Origin of the sequence: Acetonema longum DSM 6540 (genome assembly GCF_000219125.1) — a bacterium.
GTDB classification, from domain to species: domain Bacteria; phylum Bacillota; class Negativicutes; order Sporomusales; family Acetonemataceae; genus Acetonema; species Acetonema longum.
Genome location: NZ_AFGF01000050.1, coordinates 65582 through 90196 on the forward strand (window position 1 = coordinate 65582; position 24615 = coordinate 90196).

At 50.9% G+C, this 24615-nt stretch carries 18 protein-coding genes and 1 pseudogene; 9 read left to right on the forward strand and 10 right to left on the reverse strand.

Translation table 11 applies throughout. The features are described from left to right. Positions 1-17 precede the first annotated feature (17 nt). The 4 genes from ALO_RS06250 to ALO_RS06265 all read left to right on the forward strand — a co-directional run bounded on the left by ALO_RS06250 (position 18) and on the right by ALO_RS06265 (position 3385). On the forward strand, positions 18-803 hold the full coding sequence (locus ALO_RS06250) for a DeoR/GlpR family DNA-binding transcription regulator (RefSeq protein ID WP_004573141.1): 786 nt from the start codon (positions 18-20) through the stop codon (positions 801-803). Next, on the forward strand, positions 796-1749 hold the full coding sequence (gene pfkB / locus ALO_RS06255) for a 1-phosphofructokinase (RefSeq protein WP_004573142.1): 954 nt from the start codon (positions 796-798) through the stop codon (positions 1747-1749). Before ALO_RS06250 ends, pfkB begins: the two co-directional genes overlap by 8 nt. Before the next feature lie 40 nt (positions 1750-1789). Further along, on the forward strand, positions 1790-2056 hold the full coding sequence (locus ALO_RS06260) for an HPr family phosphocarrier protein (RefSeq protein WP_004573143.1): 267 nt from the start codon (positions 1790-1792) through the stop codon (positions 2054-2056). 72 nt (positions 2057-2128) lie between these two features. Further along, positions 2129-3385, forward strand: a complete 1257-nt coding sequence (locus tag ALO_RS06265) for a zinc-binding dehydrogenase (protein ID WP_004573144.1) — start codon at positions 2129-2131, stop codon at positions 3383-3385. Positions 3386-3559: 174 nt separating this feature from the next. Here the strand turns inward: ALO_RS06265 and ALO_RS06270 are convergent, their stop codons facing one another. The 7 genes and pseudogenes from ALO_RS06270 to ALO_RS06300 form a co-directional block, all read right to left on the reverse strand. After that, entirely contained in the window at positions 3560-4132 is a 573-nt protein-coding gene (locus ALO_RS06270) for a nitroreductase family protein (RefSeq protein ID WP_004573145.1), read from the reverse strand. A 156-nt stretch (positions 4133-4288) separates the two neighbouring features. Beyond that, a complete protein-coding gene (locus tag ALO_RS06275) occupies positions 4289-6010 on the reverse strand; it encodes an ABC transporter ATP-binding protein (protein ID WP_004573146.1) in 1722 nt (573 codons plus the stop codon). A gap of 300 nt (positions 6011-6310) precedes the next feature. After that, on the reverse strand, positions 6311-6643 hold the full coding sequence (locus tag ALO_RS06280) for an arsenate reductase family protein (RefSeq protein WP_004573147.1): 333 nt from the start codon (positions 6641-6643) through the stop codon (positions 6311-6313). Positions 6644-6664: 21 nt separating this feature from the next. Continuing rightward, positions 6665-8572, reverse strand: a complete 1908-nt coding sequence (locus ALO_RS06285; RefSeq protein ID WP_004573148.1) for an ABC-F family ATP-binding cassette domain-containing protein — start codon at positions 8570-8572, stop codon at positions 6665-6667. Further along, positions 8514-9787, reverse strand: a pseudogene (locus ALO_RS06290) (DEAD/DEAH box helicase). Before ALO_RS06290 ends, ALO_RS06285 begins: the two are co-directional and overlap by 59 nt. A gap of 59 nt (positions 9788-9846) precedes the next feature. Next, on the reverse strand, positions 9847-12024 hold the full coding sequence (locus tag ALO_RS06295) for a DNA topoisomerase III (protein WP_004573151.1): 2178 nt from the start codon (positions 12022-12024) through the stop codon (positions 9847-9849). Positions 12025-12121: 97 nt separating this feature from the next. Further along, positions 12122-13381 carry a DEAD/DEAH box helicase gene (locus ALO_RS06300; protein ID WP_004573152.1) on the reverse strand — a complete coding sequence of 420 codons (1260 nt, stop codon included), beginning with the start codon at positions 13379-13381 and terminating at the stop codon, positions 12122-12124. Between the two features lie 410 nt (positions 13382-13791). Between ALO_RS06300 and ggt the strand changes: the two genes are divergently transcribed. Next, entirely contained in the window at positions 13792-15402 is a 1611-nt protein-coding gene (gene ggt / locus ALO_RS06305) for a gamma-glutamyltransferase (RefSeq protein WP_004573153.1), read from the forward strand. 14 nt (positions 15403-15416) lie between these two features. On the opposite strand, the gene ALO_RS06310 is transcribed toward ggt, so the two are convergent. Further along, a complete protein-coding gene (locus ALO_RS06310) occupies positions 15417-16808 on the reverse strand; it encodes an MATE family efflux transporter (protein ID WP_004573154.1) in 1392 nt (463 codons plus the stop codon). 231 nt (positions 16809-17039) lie between these two features. Here ALO_RS06310 and ALO_RS06315 point away from each other — a divergent pair, with 231 nt between their 5' ends. Continuing rightward, complete coding sequence (locus ALO_RS06315; RefSeq protein ID WP_004573155.1) at positions 17040-17519, forward strand: CarD family transcriptional regulator; 480 nt, start codon at positions 17040-17042, stop codon at positions 17517-17519. Between the two features lie 199 nt (positions 17520-17718). Beyond that, on the forward strand, positions 17719-19950 hold the full coding sequence (locus tag ALO_RS06320; RefSeq protein WP_004573156.1) for a HelD family protein: 2232 nt from the start codon (positions 17719-17721) through the stop codon (positions 19948-19950). A gap of 232 nt (positions 19951-20182) precedes the next feature. On the opposite strand, the gene ALO_RS20755 is transcribed toward ALO_RS06320, so the two are convergent. Beyond that, a complete protein-coding gene (locus ALO_RS20755) occupies positions 20183-21763 on the reverse strand; it encodes a PAS domain-containing sensor histidine kinase (protein ID WP_004573157.1) in 1581 nt (526 codons plus the stop codon). 199 nt (positions 21764-21962) lie between these two features. On the opposite strand from ALO_RS20755, the gene ALO_RS06330 reads away from it, so the two are divergent. After that, positions 21963-22268 carry a carbohydrate-binding protein gene (locus tag ALO_RS06330; protein WP_004573158.1) on the forward strand — a complete coding sequence of 102 codons (306 nt, stop codon included), beginning with the start codon at positions 21963-21965 and terminating at the stop codon, positions 22266-22268. A gap of 179 nt (positions 22269-22447) precedes the next feature. Continuing rightward, positions 22448-23011 carry an alkyl hydroperoxide reductase subunit C gene (gene ahpC / locus ALO_RS06335; protein ID WP_004573159.1) on the forward strand — a complete coding sequence of 188 codons (564 nt, stop codon included), beginning with the start codon at positions 22448-22450 and terminating at the stop codon, positions 23009-23011. A 60-nt stretch (positions 23012-23071) separates the two neighbouring features. On the opposite strand, the gene ALO_RS06340 is transcribed toward ahpC, so the two are convergent. Further along, complete coding sequence (locus ALO_RS06340) at positions 23072-24499, reverse strand: carbon starvation CstA family protein (protein WP_004573160.1); 1428 nt, start codon at positions 24497-24499, stop codon at positions 23072-23074. Positions 24500-24615: the final 116 nt, after the last annotated feature.

Consider the following 24615-nt stretch of genomic DNA (forward strand, 5'->3'; position numbering starts at 1 on the left):
TGTAACTGGAGGAATTTATGTTTGCGGCAGAACGAAAAATGGAAATCCTGCAGCTTGTCAATACCGGCAACCCCGTAACGGTGACCAGTTTAAGCCAGCGTTTCGGCATCTCGGAATCCACGGTCCGCCGGGATTTGCAGGAATTAGAGGATAGCGGCCTGATCCAGCGGACCCACGGTGGGGCAATCTCGGTCCAGACTGGTTTTGAAATGAGTTTTCAGGAAAAGGAAGTTCGGCTTTTAACGGAAAAACGTCAGATTGCGATGCTGGCGGCTGATTTAGTGCAGGATGGCGAGACCATCCTGCTCGATTCAGGAACGACTACCCTGGAAATTGCCCGGTTATTGCGCAACAAAAAGATCACTGTCGCCACGAACAGTATGGACATCGCCCAGGTGTTTGGCGACGAAGCAGGCGTTGAGATCTTGCTGCTGGGCGGGACGCTGCGCAAAAATACCCGATCTCTGGTGGGGGGTCTCACCAATGATGCGTTGCGCCGAATGTGCTTTGATAAAGTGTTTTTGGCAGCCAACGCTATTGATGCTGAGTTTGGAATAACCACCCCCAATCTGACTGAGGCTGAGACAAAACAATATATGCTTCATGCCGGTAAAGAAAAATTTTTAGCAGCCGACCATTCCAAGTTTGGGCAAAAAAGCTTATGCCGGGTTTGCGGTCTCGAGGATCTGGATTTACTGATTACCGATACCGGGCTTACTGAGGCGGACGCAAAGCAGCTTGGCGCATTGGTCGAATTACGGACGGAAACGATTGGCGGCGGGAGGGTGACCGCTTGTGAGTGATAGCGGACAGCAGAAAATTGTCACAATTACCTTGAATCCGGCACTGGATCATACCGTGCATATCCCGCAATTTCAGGCGGGAGCGCTCAACCGGGTCGAGCAGCAGCGGATTGATCCGGGCGGTAAAGGGATTAACGTGGCCAAAGTGGCCAGGGCACTGGGCTGCCCGGTGACGGCAACCGGCTTTCTGGGGCAGGATAACAGCAAAGTGTTTCGCGAATATTTTCAGCAGCAAGGAATCCATGATTGTTTTGTCGAGGTTGCCGGCGCCGCCAGGATGAATATTAAGATTGTAGACGGCTTAAGCGGTCAGGTAACGGAAATCAACTTTCCCGGCCTTGCAAGCAATGAAGGGGATTTGGCAAGGCTGACCGAAGTAATCAGGCAGCTGGCCGGCGAACGGCAGTGGTTTGTTTTCTCGGGCAGTTTGCCGCCGGGGGTGCCGGATACCGTTTACCACCGCTTCATCCCGCTGCTAAAACAGCAGGGAGTCAAGGTGATGCTCGACAGCAGCGGACCGGCTCTCCGGGAGGGAATCAAGGCCATGCCTGATGTCATAAAACCGAATCTGGATGAGCTGCGCCAATTAACCGGGAAATCCTTGATCCAGGAAGCTGAGATTCAAAATGCCGTCGATGACCTGCTGGCCGGCGGCATCAGACAAGTCATCGTCACTTTGGGTTCTCAGGGGGCGATTGTTGCCGACAAAAGCCAAATGCTCCGGGTCTGGCCGCCAGCCGTCGTGGCCAAAAGTACGGTAGGCGCCGGTGATGCTCTGGTTGCAGGATTTGTCGTCGGCCAAACCCGGGGACTGTCATTGGCCGACTGCGCTCGTCTGGGAACGGCTGCCGCCACCGCTTCGGTGGTTCAGCCCGGTACTCAGGCGGGTTCCCTGCAGGAAGTCGACCGATTGTTGGCTGCGGTTCAGATCAGCGACGCCGGTTGACCGGGTTGGCAAAAATCAGATGGAATAAGAAGGTGACCAAGTGATTACAAAAGAGTTAGTTATAAACAATAAAACCGGACTGCATGCGCGTCCCGCCGCCCTGTGGGTACAGACAGCCGGTCGTTATCAAAGCAGTATCCGGCTGGTAAAGAGCGAACGTGAAGTAGATGGGAAAAGTCTGCTTGCCCTGCTTTCTCTCGGCTTATCCGCCGGCAGTGCCTTCCGGCTTGTCGTCAACGGTCCCGATGAGGCAGAGGCGGCGGATGCCCTCACCGCCTTAGTCGCTGAATTGGCACAAGAGCAGTAGAAATAGCAGGAGGAACAAAGCCGGCAATACCGCCGGCCTTATTGCTCCTGATCATGTTGCGAGGTGGTAAAGATGAAAACGCGAGCAGTCAGACTGTACGGAAAAAAAGATCTTCGGCTGGAAGACTTCGAACTGCCGGCGATCAGGGAAGATGAAATCTTAGTTCAGGTCATTTCCGACAGCATCTGCATGTCCAGTTACAAGGCCGCCATTCTCGGCCCCGATCATAAGCGCGTCCCCAACGATGTCGACAAGAACCCGGTAATCATCGGCCATGAAATGGCCGGCAATATTGTTCAGGTTGGCGCCAAATGGCAGCAGCAGTTTCAGCCGGGAGAAAAGTTCGCCCTGCAGCCTGCTTTAAACTACAAGGGAAGTATGGACTCGCCGGGATATTCCTATCGGTATTGCGGCGGAGCGGCCACATACGCCATTTTGCCCCAGGAAGTGATGGAGCTGGGCTGCCTGTTAAAATACAGCGGAGATTCGTATTTTGAAGCATCCCTGGCCGAACCGATGTCCTGCATCATAGGCGCCTTCCACGCCAGTTATCACACAGATATGGGCTCCTACGAACACAAGATGGGAATCGTTGCCGACGGCAAGCTCGCCATTCTGGCCGGTGCCGGGCCCATGGGACTGGGCGCCATTGATTATGCCCTCCATGGTGATCGCCGGCCGGGGTTGATCGTGGTTACCGATATGGATCCGGCCAGACTGGCGAGAGCTCAGGCCCTCTTCCCGCCTGAAGAAACGAAAAAAGCCGGCATTGACTTGCACTTTGTCAATACCGGTAATATCAAGGATCCAGTGAAATATCTGCGGGATCTGGCCGGCGGCGCCGGCTTTGATGACGTTCATGTATATGCGCCGGTACGGGCGCTGGTAGAACAGGCTGATCAGATTTTAGGCCGGGACGGCTGCCTGAACTTCTTCGCCGGTCCGACTGATACTGCCTTTTCCGGTCCGATCAACTATTACAACGTACATTACAATTCAGCCCATGTCATGGGCACCACCGGCGGCAACACCAGCGATATGATTGAATCCCTGCGACTGACCGAGAAGAAACGGATCCGCCCGGCCGTGATGGTCACTCATATCGGCGGACTAAACAGCGCGGCTGAAGCCACTTTGAAACTGCCGGAACTGCCGGGCGGGAAAAAATTGATTTATACAGGCATTGACATGGAATTAACAGCCATTGATGACTTTGCCGTCAAAAAAGAAAAAAATCCCCATTTTGCCCGGCTGGCAGAAATTTGCCAGCAGCATAAAGGCTTATGGAACGCAGAGGCGGAAAAATATTTGCTGGAACACTGGCAGTGAGCCTTCCCCTCTGCAGTCCCCTTTCGATCCAGCGACTGTCCGAATTACTGCCGGGACCGTCACAGCCAAAGCTACTAATAGTAACATCAAAGGCTGCCTCAATTACGTTTGAGGCAGCCTTCCTTTTGACACAAAAACACGCACCATTAAACAGTAAATTTTTTTATAGAAATTTTAATCGATAAATTTAACTTTTTCTTCAATTCCCTTGCGAGCAGGAGCATTCCCCGTATGTACAGGATAACCAACACAAATGATACTGATAGGATCTTTATCCTCACTAATGCTAAAAATCTTTCTAGCGTCAGCTTTCTCGAATAAAGTGAACCAAAGTGTGCCCAGTCCTTGAGCATGAGCTGCCAGCAGCATATTTTGGATTGAGGCGCTGCAGGCCTCCACATATCCCGGACTTGGTACATCCAAAAATTGTTCAGCGCCATTACGGCTGGGATCGCCAACCACTACGATAAGTGTCGGAACCTGCAACAGAAAATCGATATTGAAGGTCGGAAGCCACTTCCAGCCGCTTCTCTCGGCCAGTTTTTCTTTTGTTTTCTCTGAGGTTTCTTTTAACCGCATATTGTATATGGGGTTATTTGCAACAATGAATTCCCACGGCTGCCTATTAGCAGGAGAAGGTGCATAGATCGCCGCCTCTAACATGATATGAATCTTGTCTTTCTCAATCGGTTGATTTTTAAAATTGCGGCAGCTTCTTCTGCCTCGTATCGCATCAAGATATTCCAAGGCTCTCACTCCTAACCATATTATTTACATAGGGTCTTAAGTGAATGCATGCCATGAACCCTTAAGACAAGCATACCAAGACTTTAATCTTTTGGCAATGGCAATAAAGGTCCATCTCTTAAAGAAACCTCTATCACGCTTGAACCTTATTATTGTTTATTGACTGAATTGAATCCTGTATAACTTACTATACAATCCACCGGCTTTCACTAATGCTTCGTGATCACCGCGTTCCACGATCCTGCCTTTTTCCATTACAATAATTAGATTAGCCCGCTGTACAGTTGACAAGCGGTGCGCAATAACAAAAGAGGTTCGTCCGGTCATTAATCGGTCAAGTGCTTGCTGTACCAGCAACTCACTCTCGGTATCCAAAGCCGAAGTGGCTTCATCAAGGATTAGTATCCGCGGATTCTTTAAAACTGCTCTGGCTATTGCGATGCGCTGCCGCTGTCCGCCAGACAGTTGAGCTCCGCGTTCTCCAATCGAAGTTTCATATGCTTCAGGCATTTCCATAATAAAGTTGTGTGCATTTGCCATCTTTGCCGCAGCGATTACTTCCGCTTGAGAAGCCTCTAAATTTCCGTACAAAATATTTTGATAGATTGTACCGCCAAACAGAATCGTTTCCTGCGGCACAATGCCAATTTGCCCGCGAAGGGACTGCAATGTAACTGTATTGATATTGATGCCGTCAATGCAAATCGAACCATCTTCAGGGTTATAGAACCTGGGGATCAGATTTACTACTGTGGTTTTTCCTGCGCCGCTGGGCCCAACTATAGCCATTAGCTCTCCCGGTCTAGCTTCGAAAGAAATATTCGCTAAAACCGGCTTCCCCGGGTTGTACTCGAATGAAACATTGTTAAAGGCTACATAGCCGTCTACGGGCGGTAACTCTTTAGCCCCCCCTGAATCTTTGACTTCCGGCTCTATATCCAGTACTTCAAATATTCGCTGCGCTGCCGCTAATGCCCGTTGGATATCTGCGTATACATTACTTAGGCGTTTGACAGGAGCGGGTAGATTAATCACATATACAAGAAAGGATATAAGGGCGCCGGAGGTTAAATTACCGTTTATCACTTCATGTCCCCCGAACCAGATGATCGCTGTAATGCCAATGGTCGAAAGTATATTGATAATAGGCGTAATAACAGCCATGACTTGAACAATCTTCATGTGCGCCTGGAAGTTCCGCTTGTTTTCGAAATCAAAGCGCTCTAATTCGTAGCTCTCGCGGGAAAATGATTTAATAACCCCAACCGCTGAGATCGTTTCCTGAAGAAATGCGGTTATATCGGCAGCGCGCTCCTGTAAAGTCCGGCTCTTTATTCGCATTTTATGACCGGATACATTGATAGTATATAAAATGAGCGGAAAGCTGATAAACATCAACAGAGAAAGTTTCCAATCAATATAGAGCAGCAATATAACCGACCCGACCAAGGTTACGGAGTGATTCACAAAATCAATGACATTATTAACTAACGCTGTTTGCAAAGCAGCCACATCATTCGTAATATAGCTCATAATTGTGCCTATAGGGCGCTTTTCAAAAAATAACATCGATAACTTTTGCAGGTGTTGATACAAATCTCTGCGGATATCGATAATAATTTTTTGACTGGAATAAGCCATTAGATAAGTCTGTCCATACATGGAGATACCTTGCAGCACGATTAAGGCAATGACAGTGACCGCAATTAAATTAAGCGCAGCAACATCTTTTGTCGCCAAGACCTCATCAATTACATCCCCGATAATTTTCGGCAAATAAAGATTAACCGCTGAGGCCAAAATCGTACAAACCAGGGCGCTTGCGATCGCTAAACTGTATGGCTTTATATAATACGCAATGCGGACATATATTCTCAATATTACCTACCTCATTGAAATCTAAATGCATCTTAATGCGCCCACCTTCTATATCATCCAATCACGGTAGAGGCATGTACGATTTGTAGCATTATGTCAGGCATCTAACTATCTCCAACTTCTATTACTCCCCAAAACATGACAAAATATCCTCAGCTGATTGTTCCGGGAACTGTTTCGAGGCATGAAATGATGGGGAAATACGTCTAAAGGACAAAGGTGCCGCATACGTTTTTGGCAAAAACGTATGCGGCACCTTCTGGTCTCATTTCACAATATACTTGATCACAGCCTCATATACTAATCCCAGTCTTTCCATATCTCCGGACAGTAACCGACTGTGGCTTTAGCTCCGTTACGCACGATAGGGGTCTTAAGCAGCAACGGATGAGCTAAAAGCATCTCTACCGGATCATGTATAATATATTTTAAATTGCGCTTGGCATATTCCTTGCTGTTTTTGTCTATGAGATTGTCCATGCTCACAGCTGCCCCGACTTTGTTCAGTTCGCCCTTGCTGAGGCCCCGTACCGTCAAGTCAATAAACTGATAGGGAAGCGCCCGTTCTTTAAAGTAACGTTCAGCTTTGCGCGTATCCTGGCATTTTTTCAGACCGAAGATTTGGATGTTCATTGGCGCCTCCCCGTTACAGCATTAGCTTTTGATGATCTCAGCCAGTTCATTTAGATAGGTCCAGCGGTCAATTAGTTCATTCAGCCTTTGCTCCAGGGCCTTTTGTGTTGTCAGTAGTTCCTGCAAGGCTGCATAGTTCGTGTCGGCAGCCTCAATCCGGGCGGCGACTTCTTTTAGCTGCTGTTCTACGCCGGCGATGACTCCGTCAATTTGTTCATATTCTCTCTGTTCTTTAAAAGAAAATTTGCGAGGCCGCTCCTGTTCTTTATGGGATGCCGGCGTTTTTTTCGCTTCCACCGGTTTGGCCTTAGAGGCGGTATCGGATGCTGACTGCAGACTGAAGATTGCCTGGTATTCGGAGTAATTGCCGGTGTACTGCCGGATCATGCCGTCGCCTTCAAAGGCGAAGATTTTATCCGACAGCCTGTCGAGAAAGAACCGGTCGTGGGAAACGGCGATAACTGCTCCGGGGAAACCGTCCAGGTAGTCTTCCAGAATGGTCAGGGTTTGGATGTCCAGGTCATTGGTGGGTTCATCCAGCAAGAGCACATTGGGGGCACTCATCAGAACCCGCAGCAGATACAGGCGGCGTTTCTCCCCGCCGGATAATTTGGCGATGGGCATCCATTGCAGCTGAGACGGGAACAGGAATCGTTCCAGCAGCTGCGCGGCGGTCAGAGTGCCGCCGTCAGATGTGGTCAGGATAGAGGCTTCTTCTTTTATGTAGTCGATGACCCTCTGGTCTGAGTCCATTTCAGTGTTTTCCTGAGAAAAGCAGCCGATCTTCACGGTCTGGCCCACCTCTATCGCACCTTGATCAGGGGTAAGTTTACCGGCGATGAGATTCAGCAGAGTGGATTTACCTCTGCCGTTGGGCCCGACGATGCCGACCCGGTCGTCTTTCAGGACAATGTAGCTAAAATCGCGGATACAGATATATGAGCCGAAACTTTTATGCACATGCTCCAGTTCGATAATCTTTTTCCCCAGCCGGCTGGCAGCGGCTGTGATTTCCAATTTGCCGTTCTCAACATCCGGTTTCCGGGCGCTTAACTGTTCGAACCGGTCAATTCGGGCTTTTTGCTTGGTGCTGCGCGCCTGAGCCCCCCGCCGGATCCAGGCCAGTTCATTACGCAGCAGGTTTTGCCGTTTGCGTTCGCCGGCTTCGGCCAGTTCTTCCCGTTCGGCCTTCTTTTCCAGGAACAGACTGTAGTTGCCGCTGTAGGTATACAGTTTGCCTTTATCCAGTTCAATGGTCCGGGTGGCCACCCGATCCAGAAAGTAGCGGTCATGGGTGATCATCAGGAGGGCGCCCTTGCGTTTTTGCAGATACTGCTCCAGCCAGGCCACGGTGTCAGTGTCGATATGATTGGTAGGTTCGTCCAGAATGAGCAGGTCGGAGGGATGAATAAGGGCGCCGGCCAGGGCAATTCGTTTTCTTTGCCCGCCGGAAAGCTCCCCTACTCTGGCGGCAAAATCGGTAATGCCCAGCTGGGTCAGAATGATTTTAGCCTCGCTCTCCAGCTGCCAGGCATCCTGGACGTCCATTTGCTGGCTCAGCCGGATCAGGTCCTGCTGCCGTTCTGTGTCCTGGGGACGGGCCTGAGCCTGGGCCAAGGCTTGTTCATATTCCCGCAGCACCTGCATCACCGGCGAGACGCCTTTAAACACCTGCTCCAACACGGCAGCCTGAGGATCAAACTCCGGGTCCTGGGGCAGATATTCTACCCGGACGCCGCTGCCCATGGTGATCTTGCCGCTGTCAGCCGGTTCCAGTCCGGCAATGATCCTCAGAAAGGTGGATTTGCCGGCGCCGTTGACGCCAATCAGTCCGATGCGATCCCCGGCCTCAATGCCGAAGGTGACTTCGTCAAACAGAGTCCGGACGCCGTAGCTTTTGGCCAGGTTTTCGATTGCTATTAGATTCATGCTGATGGTCCTTTTCTGTTAGTGGTTTGCGGCCTTTTGCCGGTCGTGACGGTGAACTTTGTGGATGATTTCGCGGCCTGTAGTCCATAATCCTGCCACCGCTATATTCCATGGACGCTATTTGAATGCTTAAAGTCTTTTGGATTTCTTTGATGAAAACCAATTCATGCTTGGCCAAAATGGATACGACTGTGCCCTTGTGCCCTGCCCGTCCGGTGCGGCCGGCCCGATGCAGATAGACTTGCGGGTCTTCCGGCAGATCCAGGTTAAACACATAATCCACCCCCGGTATGTCAAGCCCCCGGGCTGCTATGTCCGAGGCCAGCAGCAATGTTGCCTTGCCGTTTTGAAAGGCCTCCCTGGCCTGTCGCCGGTCTTTTTTTCGGCGCCGCCGTAAAGACCGGCAGCGGGAATCCCGTGAAAGTTCAGCTTAGACACCAGAAGGTCAATATTCTCGCCTTTGTTGACAAAGACCAGAGCTCTCCTGATGTCCATAGCTCTGGTGAGTTTACGCAGCAATTCGATTTTTTCCCGCTGCTCGCTGACAAAATACAGATGAGAAATTTGTTCGGGAACCTTTTCCTGCCCGATGACTGTTATGATCGCCGGATCCGCCATGAATTCCTTAGCCCTTGCCAGTGTCGCGGCAGGAATAGTGGCGGAAAACAGCATGATCTGCCGCTGCCGCAGGGTGGTTTTGATCACAGCTTTGACGCTGTCCAGGTTCTGATCGTCCAGCAGGCGGTCGGCTTCGTCCAGGATAATGGTTTGAACGGTTTGGGGGTTGATTTTCTTTTTCTGGATCAGTTCCAGGATTCTGCCGCTGGAGCCGGTGATAATATGAGGTTTTTCTTTCAGCTTGTCAATCTGCCGTTCAATGTTTACGTTGCCGATGATGGGTGCGGCTGTTAGCGGGATACCGCTGGTTTTGGCCATTTCCTCAATCCGGCGCTGGATCTGGATGGCCAGTTCATGGGTGGGGGCCAGGATCAGGACCTGATTCTCCCGTCTGGCTGTATCTAGTTTTTGCATCACCGGCAAAAGATAGGCCAGGGTCTTACCGGTGCCGGTGGCTGACTGACCGATAACGTCTTTGCCGGCCAAGGCCGGGGGGATGACACGGGCCTGGATTGGAGTGGGCGTCTCAATGCCGATTGTATGCAGCCCCGCCGTCAGTGATGCGATAACTCCCAAGGTTTCGAATGATGTACTCATCGTCATGGATCTCTCCTCCATATGAATTCACGGGCACACCCCGGTAAGCATAGCTTTTGTTATTCCGGTTGATTTATTGCACGGTCGGATGCAGTTGCCGCTTTCTGTGCCGGCTGCGCCGGCAGGGCGGGTTTTCCCTGCTGGTCATTATAGGCCGCTTTGCAGGCCGGATATCGGGAGCAGCCCCAAAACTTGCCGTTCCTGCCCTCCCGCAGTTTTAAAGCGCCCTGTCGGCAGCGGGGGCAAGGATGGTCAGGGGGACGGGGTCTGCCGTCCTGATCGTCATAGGAGGCCTTGCATTCCGGATAGCGGGAGCAGCCCCAGAATCTACCGTTCTTGCCGTTTTTCAGATTCAGTATGCCCCGGCCGCATTGAGGACAGGGATGTTCTCCATTCAGGGGGATCACCAGTTCCACGGCTTTGGCGCAAAGCCGGGCGGTAAAATCCGCCTGCTGCCGCAAAAATTCCGCCAGGTCTTCCTCCCCCGCCGCCATCCGGTGAAGAATGTCCTCCCAAACTGCCGTGGAATCAGGATACGTCATCTCATCCGGCAGCAAATCCACCAGCAGATAGGCCGCGTCGGCGGGCATCAGGTATTTTTTCTTTTTTTCTTCCGTCAGAAATCCCCGGTCAACCAGTTCTTTGATAATGGTGGCCCGGGTGGCTTCGGTACCGATGCCGGCCACGTCTTTCAACTGTTTTTTCATTTCCGGATTTTTTACATACTTATGGATTTCTTTCATGGCTGCCAGCAAGGTCGCTGCCGTAAACCGGACCGGCGGCTTAGTGGCCTTTTTTTCGGCCGCAGCCTGGACAAAGTCGGCGGCATCGCCTTTTTTCATGGCCGGCAGAGAGGAGCCCGCGGCGTCCTCCTCTTTGTCCTGGGAGTCAGAGGTATATAGCGCCTTCCAGCCCATGTCCGTGATAATCCGTCCGCTGGCTGTAAAGAGTTCATCTCCGTGAACGACCTCCACCTTGGTCTGCTTATAGGCATGGACTGGGTAAAACTGGGCGATGTAGGCCTGGGCAATGAGGCAGTAAATATTTCGTTCCATTTCATTTAGACTGGCTAGGTTGCATTTTACCGTAGTGGGAATAATGGCGTGGTGGGCAGTGATTTTTTTATCGTTCCAGGCCCGGCTTTTTATCTTAGAGTCGGCGGCTGCCGCCCAGGCGGCCAGTTCAGAGTGACCCGAAGTTATGAGATTGCCGAGAATAGCAGCTGCATCCCCATGCTGGGTTTCCGGCAGAAATTCGCAGTCGGAACGGGGATAGGTAGTTAGTTTCCGTTCATACAACTTTTGCGCTATGTCCAGTACGGTCTGAGGATCGCAGCCGAACCGGCGGCCGGCCATGACCTGCAATACGGACAGGGACACGGGCAGGCGCTGGGGATCTTTTTTCTGACTGGTCTCACACACTGTGACCTTAGCCGGATTGGAGGCGGCCGCCAGGTCGGCCAGAAGCTTATCGGCAACAGCCTGATCCGCTAAGCGCCCTTCGCTGTCCAGGCCCGGCTGGTCCTCCCCTGCCTGCCAATAGGCGGTAAAAGGTCCGTTTTTATGAAGAAAATCCGCTTTTATCGTAAAGTAGTCCGCTGGTTTGAAATTGACGATCTCCCTCTCCCGCCGTACGGTCAGAGCCAATGTCGGAGTCTTGACCCGTCCGATGGGCAGAGTGGTACGGTGACCGGCCTGCTGGGCGGCCAAGGTGTAGGCTCGGGACAGATTCATGCCGATCAGCCAGTCAGCCCTGGCTCTGGCCAAGGCGGATTGCTTCAGATGAAAAAAATTCTGATTGTCCCTTAGATCGGCAATGGCTTTGCGAATGCTGGTCTCGTCCAGGGCATTAAGCAAAATCCGGCGGACCGGTTTTTGATTTTTGACATAATCCAGCACTTCATCAATTAAGAGCTGCCCTTCCCGGTCCGGGTCACCGGCATGGACGATTTCCGTGGCCTCGCCGATTAAGCGGCACATCACACCGAACTGTTTAGCGCTGGATTCAACCACGAGAAGCTTCCAGTCCTCCGGGATGATCGGCAGGTCTTCCCGCCGCCACTTTTCATATTTCGCATCATATTCCCCCGGTTCAGCCTGACGCAGCACATGACCGAATCCCCAGGTCACCACCCCGCCGCCGGTAGTAATATATCCGTCCCGGCGCTGCAGGGGACCAGGCAGACACTTGGCAAGCTCCAGTCCCATACTCGGTTTTTCTGCAATATATAAACGCATCTCTCTACCTCGTTACTCGTTCTCGGTTGCATCGCTTCAAAAAAAGGGAATCCTGATCGGCAGGATTCCATCAAATACTTACCATTCTCTTTTTTATTCATCGGGTTACAGGAGATTTCCTGCCCGGACGCGCTGCTGATTTTGACCCACGGGTACGATTCTCAGCGCCGTGACTGTCATCACGGTTTGAAGAGCCGGCCTGCCGGCGCGGCGGTTTTTGGCTTTTGGCCACCACCTGTTTGCCGTCAAACCGATACTTTTCCAGGGAAAACCGGATGCCATGCTCAATCTGGCGTAAATAAGCCTGTTCCTGAGGCGTGACCAGAGTAACGGCGATGCCGGTCTCGCCGGCCCTGCCCGTCCGGCCGATACGATGAATATAGGTATCTACGTCCCGGGGAACATCGTAGTTAAACACGTGGGTAATGCCTTCGATGTCCAGACCCCGGGCCGCAATATCGCTGGCCACCAGGATTTGCAGGGTGGCATCGCTGAACCGTTTCATGACCTGAGTCCGTTTGGCCGGGGACAGATCACCGTGAAGTTCGTCTGATTTGTAGCCCCGCTGGGCCAGAGCGGTTCCCAGTTCAATCGCCCGCTGCTTAGTGTGGCAGAAAACAAGGGCCAGATACGGCTGGTAGGCGTCAATCATGCTGCACAGAGCAGGCAGTTTATCCGGCTCAGCTGCCACCTGCACCGCCATTTGCCTGATCTCGTCCAGGGTTACATGGCTGGCCTGGATCTCAATATCCACCGGCTGCTTCATGTACCGTTTGGCTAAGGCCCGGACTTTGGCCGGCATGGTGGCGGAAAACAGCATGGTTTGGCGTTTGGTGGAGGTCTGCCGGATGATTTTTTCCACGTCATCGAGAAAACCCATATGCAGCATCTGGTCGGCTTCATCCAAAACCAGACGGGAGACCGCAGACAGGTCAATCGTGTTGTGTCCCAGATGGTCCAGCAGCCGCCCCGGGGTGGCAATGATCATATGAGGATTGCCTTCCAGCTTTTTAGCCTGCCGCTCCACATCCTGCCCTCCATATACTGGTAATACCTTGAGGCCCAGCTTTTCGGCCAAGATGCCGGCTTCTTTGGTGATCTGGGAGGCCAGTTCCCGGGTTGGGGTCATGATCAAGGCCTGAATACGGGATTCAGCCGGTTTGATCTTTTCTAAAATCGGCAGCAAAAAAGCCAGGGTCTTGCCGGTGCCGGTCTGAGACTGGGCTACCAGGTCTTTGCCGGCCATGAGAACCGGAATGGCCTGGGCTTGTACCGGAGTCGGCTCACTGATGCCGGATTGCCGCAAAAAGTCGTTCAGTTCCTGCCGGATGCCTAAACTTAAAAAATCTATCGCCATATAACAGATCGTACTCCTTTTTTCTTATTTTGCACGCCGTTCATGCCGGCTATGCTGTATTCGCTTAAAGATACGTCCGGCTGCCAGTGCAATTTGCTGCTTTGACGCTGATCTGATACGAGCCTGGATTTTCCCCGGAATTACAAACGCTCTCGTCCGAGAAAGGACGGGAGCGTTTCCCGCGCGTCTAATTGATTGTCTGCTTCAAATCAGTTTAGGCTTATTGTAGTGAAACTATTGACAAAAGTCAAGAAAAATTACCCATTACCCTACCTTCACGGCATGCTCCGGCAAATGTGCATATGGTACAATATGATTAATATGATTTAATGTAGCAACTGTTATTCCAAGAGAAACGTTGCAGCGACAATTCATCGTATACCATTTAAGAACTATTGGAGGGAAAAACCATGAATTTCGATCCCCTGTACTACCCTTACCCCTCCCGCCGTTCTGTTGTCTATGCCAAAAACGGCATGGTGGCCACATCCCAGTCTCTGGCGGCTCAGGCCGGACTGGCGATTTTGCGCCAGGGCGGCAATGCGGTGGACGCGGCGGTGGCGACAGCTGCCTGCCTGACCGTGGTTGAGCCGGTGTCCAACGGCATCGGGGGTGATGCCTTCGCCCTGGTGTGGATGAAGGATACACTCTATGGCCTCAACGCCAGCGGACCGGCTCCGGCTGCTATTTCGTTAGAGGCTGTCAGACAGGCTGGTTATCAGGAAATGCCCAAAAACGGCTGGCTGCCGGTAACCGTTCCAGGCACGCCTTCCGCCTGGGCTGAATTGAACCGGCGGTTTGGCAGGCTTCCTCTGTCCGCGGTGCTGCAGCCGGCTATTACTTACGCCGAGCAGGGGTTCCCTGTGTCCCCCGTCATCAGCAAGCAGTGGGATTCCGGCTTTAAGCGCTTTCAAGCGGCCGCAGGAGACGAATTTCGCCACTGGTTCGATACCTTCGCACCCCAGGGGATGCCACTGAGGGCGGGAGAGTTGTGGCGTTCACCCGATCATGCTGCCACCTTGCAGGCCATTGCCGAAACCGGGGCCAAGGCTTTTTATGAAGGAAAGCTGGCGGAAAGAATCGAGGCCTTTGCCAAGCAATACGGCGGCTATTTACGGCAAAAGGATCTGGCTGAGTATCACTCGGAATGGGTCGACCCGATTAACGTAAATTACCGCGGCTACGATGTGTGGGAGATTCCGCCCAACGGGCACGGGCTGGTCACTCTGCTGGCTCTCAATATACTTAAGGGGTTTGATTTTGACCCGGATTCAAAGGAAGGCGCGGAAACCTATCACAAACAAATGGAAGCCATCAAACTGGCCTTTGCCGACGGCATGAAATATATTACCGACCCCAAAGCCATGAAGGTTCAGTTGAAAGACCTTCTTTCCGACGCCTATGCGGACGAACGCCGTAAACGCATCAGTCAAACCTCCCTGGAACCAACAGCCGGTCAACCGCCCAAGGGAGGCACGGTGTACCTGGCAACAGCTGACGGTGAAGGAAACATGGTATCTTACATCCAAAGCAACTATATGGGATTCGGCTCCGGTCTGGTTGTCCCCGGCACAGGAGTTGCCCTGCACAACCGGGGTTGTAACTTCTCCCTGGACCCGAATCACGACAACTGCCTGGCGCCAGGCAAAAGACCCTACCACACGATTATTCCCGGCTTCCTGACCAAAGACGGCCGGGCTGTCGGCCCCTTCGGCGTCATGGGCGGCTTCGTCCAGCCTCAGGGGCATCTGCAAATGGTCATGAACACCGTTGACTTCGGCCTGAATCCCCAGGCGTCCCTGGACGCTCCCCGCTGGCAATGGACCGAGGGAAAAACCATTGAGGTGGAGCACCAGTTTCCTGACTGCATCGCCGAGGCGCTGGAACGCAAAGGGCATGTCATCAAACGGACTGTGGGCAATGTGACCATGGGACGGGGCCAGATAATCTGGCGAGACTCCCAGGGCGTACTGGCCGGCGGCACCGAACCTCGCACAGATGGCGCAGCGGCGGCTTGGTAGCGATATTCACACCACTAGCTTAACATTGCCATGTTTTTGTGCTGCAGCCATCTTAACCGCAGGAACAGCACTACTGCCCCCACCGCCAGGCCGGCAATCAGCCCAATCCAGTAACCGTAGGGGCCATAGGAAAAATATTTGGCCAGAATATAACCGGCAGGCATTCCGATGATCCAGTAAGATAAAATCGCCAGAAACAAGGTTACCCGCACATCCTTATAGCCGCGCAAGGCGCCCTGAATCGGAGCGGCTACGGCATCCGACAATTGAGAGAAGACTGCATAGGTCAAAAAGTTTTTAATCAACTGAAACACTTCCGGATCACGGGTATACAGCCCAGCCACCGGGTCCTTGAAAAACGCCAGGGCGACAGCGCCGGCCAGAGCGATCACCACTGCGATGCCGATTCCTAAGTAGCTGTACTGCCGTGCATCGGCGTAACGTTTGGCCCCCGCTTCGAACCCGACCAAAATGGTTAAAGCCATGCTAATACTCAACGGGACCATATATACCAACCCGGCGAAATTAATGGCGGCCTGATGGGCCCCAATGACCGCCGTACCAAAGTCAGCCATTAATAACGCTACTACACTGAAAATACTAACCTCGCAAAAAATCGCGAAACCGATAGGCAAGCCCACCTGCAGCAGTTCCCGCAACGTGCGGCCGGAAATGCCGAATCCGTTTTTTAAGAGATGATACTCTTTAAATGGCGCCTTACGGCAGATGATACTGACCGTGATCAGGGCCAGGCACCAATAGGTGATGGCCGATGCATAGCCGGCCCCGGCGCCGCCAAGGCGAGGAAAGCCATAATTGCCGAAAATCAGCAGATAATTGAACAGGATACAGACCGGAATGGCGCAAACAGTGACACACATCGTCACCCTGGTATATCCCAGTGCATCAATAAAATTCCTCAATACTGCCGAAAGGAACAAAGGAGGCATCCCCCAAGCGATAGCGCCCAAAAAATCACGAACAATCCTATCAACGGCCGGATCCAGTCCCATGATACGCAGCACCGGGTCCAGCGCCAGCCATCCGCTGACAGCGACAAGCGCTGTCAGCACGGCTGCCAGGTAAATGCCCTGAACTACCTGAAACGGCATCTCCTCTCTTTTGCCTGCTCCATGGAGTTGAGCCAGAATAGGCGTGATACCGGAAAGAATTCCGTTCAGTCCGGTGAAAACCGGCGCCCATAAATTGGCGCCTACCGCCACCCCGGCTAAGTCCAAATGACCGGCCCGGCCAGACATCACCGTGTCAAAAAAACCGATTAAGGTAAGAGAAATTTGCGTAACCAGGATCGGAAGTAAAATCGTCAGCATTTGCCCCAGTTTTTGTTTTAATGTATGAGTCTCGCGATGAGCCATCTTTACCTGCTCCTTGTATCTGCATTTCATGCCGTACTTCCTTATTATAAACAAGTGCAGGCCATTCGGCAAACCCTCTTATCTGACGCTGCATGATTCCATGGCAGTAGAAAAGTATACAAAAAGACAGGTTTATCCAGGGTTTATTACATCATTTTTATATTGACAACGTCTATATCGCATGGTAAAATTTATTTTTATTTGATAAATCCATCCTGTTGTGCTATACTGGAGATGAACCTACAGCAGGGGGGGTTTATCATGTTTCAAACTGGTGACAACGTGTTTTATCCAGTCCACGGCGCAGGTATTGTCGAAGCAGTGGAAGAAAAAGAAATCGCCGGCCAAAGCCAAGTGTATTACGTGGTCAACATCCTGCATAAAAATATGCAGGTTATGGTCCCGATTACCAGGGCGGAAAATCTAAGGATGCGTCGGGTTGTAGACCCGGATGAATTGGATAGTGTGCTCGGTACTTTCCACGATGGCGAAACAGATACGACCATAAGCGATAATCAACGGCACCGCGCCAACATGAACAAGCTGAAAAGCGGCAACATTCATGACGGTATTGAAGTGATTCGTGACCTGATGCGCTTGAATAGCAAAAAAAAGCTGGGCGCAGCCGAAAAGACCATGCTGGATAATGCCCGGCAGATCCTTATCAGTGAAATGCAGCTGGTAAAGGGAATTCCCCATGAGCAGGCTGTCAGTTTATTGGATCAGGTCATCAACGCATAAGCATTATTACTATTTAAAATCAAAGGGTTGGCTTAAAATCTCAGTTTTAAGCCAACCCTTTGATTTTTTATATCGTCTTGCAATCTTCTTCAACTGCCAGTATAATATGTATCGCATTTATTGCATGTTATACTTAAGGCAGTCCTATCGCCTTAGAATACAAAAAGCCCGGGCTTTACACCAATCCAGGAGGTAAGCAATGGTTGAAAAAGTGGAAACACATCCGGATTTTGCGGCCGAACAGGAGCATCTGGCGGCTATAGTCCGTGAAATGCGCCAAATCATGACCGATCTTTACGCCGATATAGACGACCACTTCCAGCGTAGCCAAAAATCCTTATTGGTAAAAGACGAAATCAGCGCCTACGTACATACATTATTGCGCGGGGATAACGCCCGCCGCATCCAGGATATCGAAAGCGCCAGCCCCAATCCTTATTTCGGACGGGTGGATTTTCGGGAGGATGGAACCGAGGAGCCGGACGGATTTGAAAGCTTCTATATCGGGCGGTATAAAGTGGCCAGGCTGCAGATTCAGAGTTCCAAAGATATTCTGGTATTCGACTGGCGGGATCCCGTTTCCACCATCTTTTACGAATGCTATGGCGGCAGAGCCAGTTATGAAGTGCTGGGACGCTATCATTACAGCGGCGATGTGAGGCTGAAGCGCCAGTATAAGATTGAAAACAGCATTCTCAAAGCTATTGTGGACAATTACGTCATGGATCAGGTCCTTTCCCGGCAGCAGCAGGCCCTGCTGGCTGATCCCCTGCTCTCGGAGCGCCTGCGCCAAGGGGCGGCGGATAAGCTTAGAGACATCGTTACTTCCATCCAGGCGGAGCAAAATAAAATTATCCGGGAACCCTTGAACCAGGTCACCGTGATCCAGGGAGTGGCCGGGTCCGGTAAAAGCACCGTCGGCCTCCACCGCCTGTCTTATTTGCTATATAATGAAAAATTGGACCCGAAAAAACTGGTCGTCATTGCCCCCAACCGGATCTTTCTCGATTATATTTCCGAACTGCTGCCGGAAATCGATGCGGCCGATGTACGGCAAATGGTCTGGGACGACGTGGCATTCATGATCCTCGGCCGGCAATGTAAAATTCTCGATGACCACCGGCTGGACCTGATTCTTGCCGGTATCGACAAGGATCGCATCAGGCTCTTAGAGGACACGGCCCATTTAAAAGGCTCGCTGGATTTTATCAAAATACTGGAGACCTATATCGAACGGAAAGTGCAGAAATTCTGCCTGAAACTGGCGGACATCCGCTTATTCGACGGAAAACTGGCCATCAGCTCCCAGGATCAAATGGATAAATTCATGGAGGACGTCCAAAGCCCCTATAACGAGCGCCTGGAGATTTTGTCCCGTTACATCCGGTTTCGCGTGACCAACTATGTGGAGATTCTCGAAGCCAGGCAGGTCAAAGGCGCCGTTGCCGAAGAGGAGGTAAAGCGCTGCCGGCAGGAGGCTGACCGGTTTTTTAAAAGTCATTTCAAGTCCTGGAACAGCTTAGACCTGCTGACCGCCTACCGCGAGCTTTTCGCCGAGAAAACCGTCTTTAAGCCGGTCAAGGATAAGCAATATGACTTAGAATCCATCCGCAGCCACTCTCTGACTGTCCTGGACGCCGGGCAAATCGAGCGGGACGACCTGGCCCCTCTGGCTTATCTGAGCCAGCTTTTGGACGGATGGTCTCATATCACAAAGTTCGATCATATTGTGGTCGATGAAGCCCAGGATTTAAACCCTCTCGAATTCGCCATTTTAAAGCGGTTGTCCGCCAACGGCTCCTTTACCATCATGGGGGACCTGTCCCAGGGAATCCATTCCTATCGCAGCATCAGCAGTTGGAATGTGATCTTAAAAGAAGTCTTCGCCGACGCCCGGGCCGTGTACCGGGAAATCCTCTACAGCTATCGTTCCGCCAGGGAAATTATTGATGTATTCAACCGGGTCATGCCCCAGGGACATTCCCGGGCGATACCGGTATATGAGATTGGCCGCAAACCCACAGCGGAAAAAATCATAACGCCGCAGCAGGGAGTGAACCGTCTGGTCCATATACTCCAAACTTTTCTGGAGCGTGGCGCTAAGTCCATCGGTATCATTACCAAACTGGAGCAGGACGCCAAAGAGCTATATGAGCGGCTGAGCCAGGCGGCAGCGTCGGAAAATCTGGATTTCTCCCTGCATCTTGTTTCCGGTCAGGGGGCAACCTATCAAGGCGGTATTTCCGTTCTCCCCGTTTCCTGGGCCAAGGGACTGGAGTTTGACGGTGTCATTATCGCCAACGCCTCTGCCTCTGAGTTTACGGCAGACCCAGTAGATGCCCGTCTGCTTTACGTAGCCTTGTCCCGGGCCATGCATCAGCTGCATATCATGTATCACGGAAAACTGACTCCGCTGTTGACCAAAAAATAAACAGGTATCCACTTCCACAAAACCCAAACCGTCGCCACATTGTTCCGGTGCCTTGCAGGCATGACAGTCGTCCGGCCGCTGCACCCGGTCCTGTTTCCGTCTCAGTGCATGAAAGGCCCCCCGTGAACGATCAAAGGGGGCCTTGATTATTAAGATAAGACAGAAAAAAGCTCTGCGAAACAGGCTTTTTTTATTTTAGAACGACACAGATGAGCCTTTTTGCAATGATTCCCTACATCCTTTGGGTAGTTGACAGCTTCGAGACGGGATGCTGAGGAAAGGAAATCTGAAACAGGGTGCCCATACCCTTTTTGGATTTGACCTCGATCCTGCCGGAATGGCGCTCCACAATACTTTGGCAGATTGCCAAACCCAGGCCGGTTCCATCTTCTTTTGTGGTGAAAAAAGGATCGAAAATTTTGGGGAAATGATCCGGATCAATGCCTTTGCCGGTATCTGCCACACTGAGGATAACCTCGGTTTTTGTATGTCTTGTTTGAATCGTTAATACTCCGTTTGAATTCATGACTTCAATGGCATTGCGCGTCAAATTCAAAAGAAGCTGCTTAATTTCTTTTTCATTCAGCAGCAACTTCGGCAAAGAGTCTTCCAGATCCACCGCAACTTTTATGCCGTGCTCCAATGCATCAGTCTGAATCAGCGGCAAAACGCCGCCAATAATGCCATTTAAGTTCTGACTGATTTTTTCCACCGACTTATTTTTCGCCAGCGTCAAAAAGTCGCTCACGATTTCATTGATGCGATTTAATTCCTGCATGATGACTGAGTACTTCTCTTTTCCCTCCGCTTCCGCCTTGGATGATAGCAGCTGGATATAACCCATGACCACCGTCATGGGGTTTCTGATTTCATGGGCTACACCGGCAGCCATTTCTCCCACTAGATTCAGGCGGTCCATACGCGCAATCTCTGCCCGGAGCTTTTCCACTTCCGTTACGTCCTGATAAAATGCCACGGCTCCCAGAATGCTTTCCCGATCATTACTGTAAATGGAGTGGACGCTAACCAGAAAGTATTTGTCATGCCGCTGGCATAGGCAGGCTTTCGTTTCCTGACCATTCAGGGCTCTGGTGATCAATTCATCGTCCGGCCCGCTTTCTTCGAGAGGCAGAGATATCCGATCTCTTCCTCCTATTTTGAACCGATCGCTAAGCTGCGGTAAAAATTGAATAGCTGCCTGATTAATCGCGGTAATAAATCCTTCGCCGTCTACTGTCAGGATCGCCATCGGGGCAATATCGATCAGCTGCTGCAGCCGCTGGGCTTCATTAATGTAAGCCTGAGTCAGCTGCTGCTGAATCGTCTCGGCCTCCTTATTCTGCGTAACATCCCGTATGATGCAAAAAGCCGCAACAACCGCATTATTTTTTCCGTATACCGGATTTAGGAAATATTCCAGATAGCGAATCCCCTGCGGAAAAGCTACTTTTGTCACCTTAGAAAGCGCCGTACCCAACAAAAAAACCGTTTGCAAATGTGCTTCAAAAGGTATCATAACTTCTCTGGGAAGCCTCAGTTCTCGCCACGTTCTCCCGATAATATCCAATTGTTTCAAATTTAAAAGACTGGCCCCTGAAATACTGGCATACGTAAAACGGCTGTTACGGTCAAAAATAAAGGCGCAATCATGACTGAAGGAAATGATCTTGCCAAATGTTTCTGATTGATCCTTAATGGCTGTTGTCAAGGCGGAAAGCTCCGTTTCGATTACTTTCCGGTCAGACATTAATTTTTCCAGCTGCTCATCCACTTTTTTTAGCTTATCTATATACTCATGAATTAAATGCAACATGTAAATCGGTCACCCCATGAACCTAATTCACTGCAAATGATCTATTATTTCATTTTTTCCGCTTTATATATTCTGCCACTACACTAGGTATACCTTTTTACGGCAACTTAATTTTTCCCTTGTTTTTGCCAAATTGCATCAGTATGAGCCTGATAAAAATACATAAACTACGATTAATGAAATTTAAGGAGGTCAGCATATGCTCACAATCAGCAGCGAAAAATACCGGCAGAACGGCGTCTTGGTTTACTCCGAAGCGGACAAAGTAAAAATAATCTATGATGGATTGCTGGCGCAAAGCGGCGCTGCCCAAGTATACGCCCATGTAGGATTCGGCAACAACTGGACTAAAACTTCTGATCATAAAATGAAAAAGACCAGGAAAGGATTTGAAACCTCTCTCCCAACCCCGGATGACGCTATCTTAAATATCGTCTTTAAAGACTGCGCTGACCATTGGGATAACAATTCCGGCCAGAACTACAGCTTTGTTGTTACTCCCTAAAATTTAAAATTCACCATTGACAACTCTAACTAATTAATATATATTATTAATTAGTTAGAGTTTTGATTAACTCTTATAAAAATTACATCCAATATAACCCGCCAGCAATGGTGCCTGTATCCCAAATCATAATGCAGCCATCTTAAGTGATGGCTCCCAAACAAAAGGAGGACACCCAAATGTCGTTAATCGGAAAAGAAATCAGCAATTTTAAAACCCAGGCTTACGTAAATAACGAGTTTCAGGAGATCGGCAAAAAGGATATCTTAGGAAAATGGTCCGTTTTCTTCTTCTATCCGGCGGATTTTACCTTCGTCTGCCCCACTGAGCTGGAAGACCTGGCCAATAAACATGAGGAATTCCTCAAAATCGGCTGCCAAATTTATTCGGTATCCTGCGACACTCATTTCGTACATAAGGCCTGGCATGATGCCTCTAAAACCATCCAAAAAATCAAATACCCCATGGTCGCTGATCCTACCGGCGCTATTGCCAGAGATTTTGATGTGATGATCGAAGCGGACGGTGTGGCGGAAAGAGGTACCTTCATCGTCAATCCCGAAGGAAAAATCGTAGCTTACGAAGTTCTGGCCGGTAATGTAGGCAGGAACGCAGATGAGCTCCTGCGCCGAGTGCAAGCTTCCCAATATGTGGCGCAGCATGGAGACCAGGTTTGCCCCGCAAGATGGGCTCCCGGCAAAGAAACCTTAAAACCCAGCCTCGACTTGGTTGGCCGGTTATAAACCAAAAACCCTCCGGACAATTTGCCGTCCGGAGGGTTTTTTCATTGTTATGTCTTATCGCTAAGCGCCAATAGTAGGTGAACCGGACTTTTGCTTGGTGATATAGCGGATAAAGGCAAGGACTACCAAGACCGTCAGGACTAAACCGCCGGGATAGGAAATCGTGGTCGGCAGGCTGAAACCTTCGGGAGCTTGCAGGATATAGGTGAAGCTGACTGCCGTCATGAAGGCTGCGGGGATAGATGCGATCCAGTGCAGCTTGTTGTTCTGATATAAATAGGACGCGGCCGCCCACAGCATGAACATAGCCGTGGTTTGGTTGGCCCAGGCGAAATATCGCCAGATGAAGTTAAAGTCAACGGTGCTGATCAGGTACCCGACCACAAACAGGGGAATCGAAATTTTCAAACGATCCAGCATGGGGCCCTGATTCATTTTCAGGAAATCGGCGATCAGCAGGCGAGCGCTCCGGAAAGCGGTGTCGCCCGAGGTAACAGGCAGGACCACAACTCCGAGAATTGCAAAGGTACCACCAAGAGCCCCCATCATGGTCATGGAAACATGGCGGACGATACCGGCGGTGCCGCCTAATTTCGCCATAGCATCCTGCAATCCAGCTGTGCCGCCAAAAACGCTCATAGCAGCTGCTGCCCAAACCATAGCGATGGCGCCCTCGGCAATCATCATACCGTAGAAGATCCGGCGACCCAGACGCTCATTCGTCGTGCAGCGGGCAACTAAAGGCGATTGGGTAGCATGAAACCCGGAAATAGCGCCGCAGGCGATGGTAACGAACAACAACGGCCAGATCGGCAATGCTTTCGGATGCAGGTTCGCAAGAGTTAATTCAGGGATGGAATAGCCGCCAATGAACAAGCTGCCGCAGATACCTAGCGCCATAATCAAAAGTATGGCGCCAAAAACCGGATAAATCCGGCCGATGATTTTGTCAATCGGCAAGAGAGTCGCGATGATATAATAAATGAAAATCACAGCGCTCCAGAAGGCCAGGTCCATCCAGGCCGGCGTCAGGACAGCCAGCAGGGCGGCAGGCCCAGCTACAAATACGACCCCTACCAGGACCAGCAGGATCAGAGCGAAGAAGTTAACGAACTTGCCCATGAATGTACCAAGATAGGTCTCGACTATTTTGGGCAAGCCAGCGCCATTATTGCGAATCGACAGCATGCCGGAGAAATAGTCGTGAACTGCACCGGCAAAAATCGATCCCAGCACGATCCAGAGGAATGCTACCGGGCCCCACAACGCGCCCATAATCGCTCCAAAAATCGGCCCCAGGCCGGCAATGTTCAGGAGCTGGATCAGCATGTTCTTTTTCTCGGAAAGCGGCACAAAGTCAACGCCGTCGGGATTCACCTGGCAGGGTGTCGGACGGTTTTCATCAGCGCCGAACACATTTTCCACAAATTTACCATAAATCATATAACCAACAACAAGAGCTACCATACAGGAAATAAATGTGATCATGCAAACGCCACCTTTCTAATTATTCTAAATTATTAGGATATCATTCGTATTGTACATCAAAAAGAAGCTGCATGAGTAATTTCGTGTCCAAAATGTCGTTTTTGGCAGATAAAATG

What these genes read in the sequence shown, in the direction of transcription:
- ALO_RS06250 (WP_004573141.1), top strand. Translation starts at nt 18, where the DNA reads ATGTTTGCGGCAGAACGAAAAATGGAAATCCTGCAGCTTGTCAATACC.
- ALO_RS06265 (WP_004573144.1), top strand. Translation starts at nt 2,129, where the DNA reads ATGAAAACGCGAGCAGTCAGACTGTACGGAAAAAAAGATCTTCGGCTG.
- ALO_RS06280 (WP_004573147.1), bottom strand. Translation starts at nt 6,643, where the DNA reads ATGAACATCCAAATCTTCGGTCTGAAAAAATGCCAGGATACGCGCAAA.
- ALO_RS06285 (WP_004573148.1), bottom strand. Translation starts at nt 8,572, where the DNA reads ATGAATCTAATAGCAATCGAAAACCTGGCCAAAAGCTACGGCGTCCGG.
- ALO_RS06295 (WP_004573151.1), bottom strand. Translation starts at nt 12,024, where the DNA reads ATGCGTTTATATATTGCAGAAAAACCGAGTATGGGACTGGAGCTTGCC.
- ALO_RS06300 (WP_004573152.1), bottom strand. Translation starts at nt 13,381, where the DNA reads ATGGCGATAGATTTTTTAAGTTTAGGCATCCGGCAGGAACTGAACGAC.
- ggt (WP_004573153.1), top strand. Translation starts at nt 13,792, where the DNA reads ATGAATTTCGATCCCCTGTACTACCCTTACCCCTCCCGCCGTTCTGTT.
- ALO_RS06310 (WP_004573154.1), bottom strand. Translation starts at nt 16,808, where the DNA reads ATGAAATGCAGATACAAGGAGCAGGTAAAGATGGCTCATCGCGAGACT.
- ALO_RS06315 (WP_004573155.1), top strand. Translation starts at nt 17,040, where the DNA reads ATGTTTCAAACTGGTGACAACGTGTTTTATCCAGTCCACGGCGCAGGT.
- ALO_RS06320 (WP_004573156.1), top strand. Translation starts at nt 17,719, where the DNA reads ATGGTTGAAAAAGTGGAAACACATCCGGATTTTGCGGCCGAACAGGAG.
- ALO_RS20755 (WP_004573157.1), bottom strand. Translation starts at nt 21,763, where the DNA reads ATGTTGCATTTAATTCATGAGTATATAGATAAGCTAAAAAAAGTGGAT.
- ALO_RS06330 (WP_004573158.1), top strand. Translation starts at nt 21,963, where the DNA reads ATGCTCACAATCAGCAGCGAAAAATACCGGCAGAACGGCGTCTTGGTT.
- ahpC (WP_004573159.1), top strand. Translation starts at nt 22,448, where the DNA reads ATGTCGTTAATCGGAAAAGAAATCAGCAATTTTAAAACCCAGGCTTAC.
- ALO_RS06340 (WP_004573160.1), bottom strand. Translation starts at nt 24,499, where the DNA reads ATGATCACATTTATTTCCTGTATGGTAGCTCTTGTTGTTGGTTATATG.